Annotated in this window: 3 protein-coding genes and 1 tRNA gene; 3 read left to right on the top strand and 1 reads right to left on the bottom strand. The window is 50.4% G+C overall.

Annotated features, from left to right (window positions below; genetic code table 11):
- Nucleotides 1-71 precede the first annotated feature (71 nt).
- Nucleotides 72-500 carry a Holliday junction resolvase RuvX gene (gene ruvX / locus AB1690_10770; GenBank protein ID MEW6015794.1) on the bottom strand — a complete coding sequence of 143 codons (429 nt, stop codon included), beginning with the start codon at nt 498-500 and terminating at the stop codon, nt 72-74.
- Between the two features lie 139 nt (nt 501-639).
- Here ruvX and AB1690_10765 point away from each other — a divergent pair.
- The 3 genes from AB1690_10765 to AB1690_10755 all read left to right on the top strand — a co-directional run.
- Nucleotides 640-721 (top strand) — tRNA-Leu (locus AB1690_10765).
- 28 nt (nt 722-749) lie between these two features.
- On the top strand, nt 750-2,087 hold the full coding sequence (gene tig / locus AB1690_10760; GenBank protein ID MEW6015793.1) for a trigger factor: 1,338 nt from the start codon (nt 750-752) through the stop codon (nt 2,085-2,087).
- A gap of 16 nt (nt 2,088-2,103) precedes the next feature.
- On the top strand, nt 2,104-2,550 hold a 447-nt coding region (locus AB1690_10755; GenBank protein ID MEW6015792.1), incomplete at its 3' end, for an ATP-dependent Clp protease proteolytic subunit.

The raw sequence follows: 2,550 nt of genomic DNA, 5'->3' as shown, positions 1-2,550 counted from the left end.
ATGCCAGCAGGAGTATGAATACGGTCAGCGGATAGTAGATTAAGTATTCATAGAATCTGCTTCCGGCTTTGTTATTTATCTTTTCGCTCATCCAGGAATCTCTGCAATATTATTGCCGCGGCAATCCGGTCCACTCGTCCCTTATCCTGCCGGATTTTCTTGTGGAACAGATGAAGGGTCTGCTCCGCTTCGGCCGAGGAAAACCGCTCATCTATCTTATATACCGGACCCTGATAATATTTCCGGAGCCGCTGAATGAAATCGTCAACCATCAGACAGCGCTCCCCGAAATTGCCGCCATCTTCGGCTACCGGATATCCGACCACTACCCCGGCCACCTGCCATTTTGCAATATCTTCCGCAATCTCTCGGAGAGCCGCATTTAACGACTTTACCGCTATTGTCTTGTATGCCGAGGCAATCAGCCCGGTCGGGTCCGATTTCGCCAGCCCGATGCGCCGCTCGCCGTAATCAATCCCCAGGTAAACTTTCTCCGCCATAGAATGGAATCTATGTCCCCTGTTTCCCCATGTCAATTCATTTCCCCTGTGACTGCAGATGCTCCATTATCACATCCTTTGCTCCGGTATCCGCCTGCCTTGACTTGGCATCTCAAAAACTATATATTTCGCTGGCAGAGCGAAAGTGGCGGAATCTGGTAGACGCGCTGGACTTAGGATCCAGTCCTTTCCGGGTGGGGGTTCAAATCCCCCCTTTCGCATTAAATAGTTTATTGTAAGGAGAAAAGATTGAAATCGTCTATAAAGTCTGCGAAAGGGCTCTTGCGCGAGCTCGAAATCGAAGTGCCGGTGGACCTGGTTGATGCCGCTTTTGCCGAAGCCTACCACAAATATCGCAAGGATGCCCAGATCAAAGGGTTCCGCCCCGGCAAAGCCCCCCTTGCGGTCATCAAATCGAAATTCAATGACGATATCCGCGAGGATGTCTTAAGCGAACTGATAAAAAAGTCATACCCGCTGGCGGTCAAAGAGCAGAACCTTCATGTCGCCTCCTATCCGGCGCTGGGCGATTATACCCTCAACGAAGGGGAGCCGCTGCGATATGTCGCCCATGTCGAGGTGATGCCGGAAATCCTGAACGTGAAATATGACGGTCTCAAGTTGCCCGTAGATGAAATTCAGGTTTTTGATTCCGAAGTTGACGCGGTGGTTGATTACCTGAGAAAAAAGCATGCCGAAATTCGCCCGGTCTCCCGTCCGGCGCAAGCCAATGACATTCTTGTCGTCGACCTTGTCAAACTGGAGGACCCCTCCAATATTCTGAAGGGAAATGAATTCAAAGGGAATGAAATCGACCTCTCCAGCAGCCTAACCGTCAAGGAATTCCGGGATTCGATGGTGGGGCTCAATGCCGGTGAGGAAAAAGAGGTTACGGTCAATTATCCTCCGGACTATTCCGACGAGCGTTTTTCCGGAAAAACTCTTAAATATCGCTGTCTGGTCAAAGAGGTTCGCGAAAAAATCCTTCCGGAGCCGAATGACTCTTTCGCCAAGACGGTCGGCGGTGTCGAAACCATTCTGGAACTTCGCCTGAAAATCCGCGAAGACCTCAAGAAGCAGAAAGAGACCGAACAGGAAAAATGGAAGAAGAACGAACTAACCCGCCAGATGATTGACCTGAATCCTTTTGATGTTCCGGAAGCGATGGTGCAGAACTATCTGGATGGTATGGTTGAAGACTTTTCGAAGAATTACAAGAATTTTGACGAAAAGCAGGTGCGCGAGCAGTATCGTCCGGTGGCGGTTAACTCCATAAAGTGGCATCTCCTCAGCAGCCGTCTGGCGGAACTGGAAAAGATTGAAGTTTTGCCGATAGATACCGAAAATTGGATTAAGCGGTTCGCCGACAATTATCAGATGGATGTCGCCAGGGCGAAGGAGGTTCTTTCTAACTCGGGACGAATACAGGAGATACGAGATTCCATTCTGGAGGAGAAAATCTTAGAGTTTCTTCTTTCCAAAGTATCTTTTGTCTCGCTGGATACCTTTAAAGCTTCACTCGGCGGCGAGAGCCAACCGGCGGCAAGTTCACCTACGATAGCCGGCGATGAAGAGAACGAACTTTAGTTTCACGGAGGAATAAATGCTGATACCGATGGTAGTTGAGCAAACGGGCCGCGGCGAGCGGGCTTACGACATCTATTCTCGCCTCTTGAAAGACCGCATTATATTCATCGGCGCCCCCATCGATGACCATCTCGCAAATCTTGTCATCGCCCAGTTGCTCTTTCTGGAAGCCGAAGACCCTGAGAAGGATATTTTCATCTACATAAATTCTCCGGGCGGCTCGGTTACAGCCGGTCTCGCAATCTACGACACCATGCGTTTCATCAAACCGGATGTCGCCACCACCTGCATGGGTTTGGCGGCATCGATGGGCTCTTTCCTGCTCTGCGCCGGCACCAAAGGAAAAAGAGCGGCGCTGCCCAACGCCCGAATTATGATTCATCAGCCGATGGCCGGAACCCAGGGGCAGATTACCGATATCGAAATCATGACCAAGGAGTTCTCCCAGACCAAAAAACGTCTC

The sequence above is a fragment of the Candidatus Zixiibacteriota bacterium genome (assembly GCA_040753495.1).
Classification (GTDB): domain Bacteria; phylum Zixibacteria; class MSB-5A5; order GN15; family PGXB01; genus DYGG01.
Note: the sequence above shows the minus strand (reverse complement) of the source record. Positions and strands in the feature narration are given on the sequence as shown.

Excerpts from the sequence above, each read along its gene's own strand:
- ruvX (MEW6015794.1), bottom strand. The coding sequence starts at position 500 with ATGGCGGAGAAAGTTTACCTGGGGATTGATTACGGCGAGCGGCGCATC.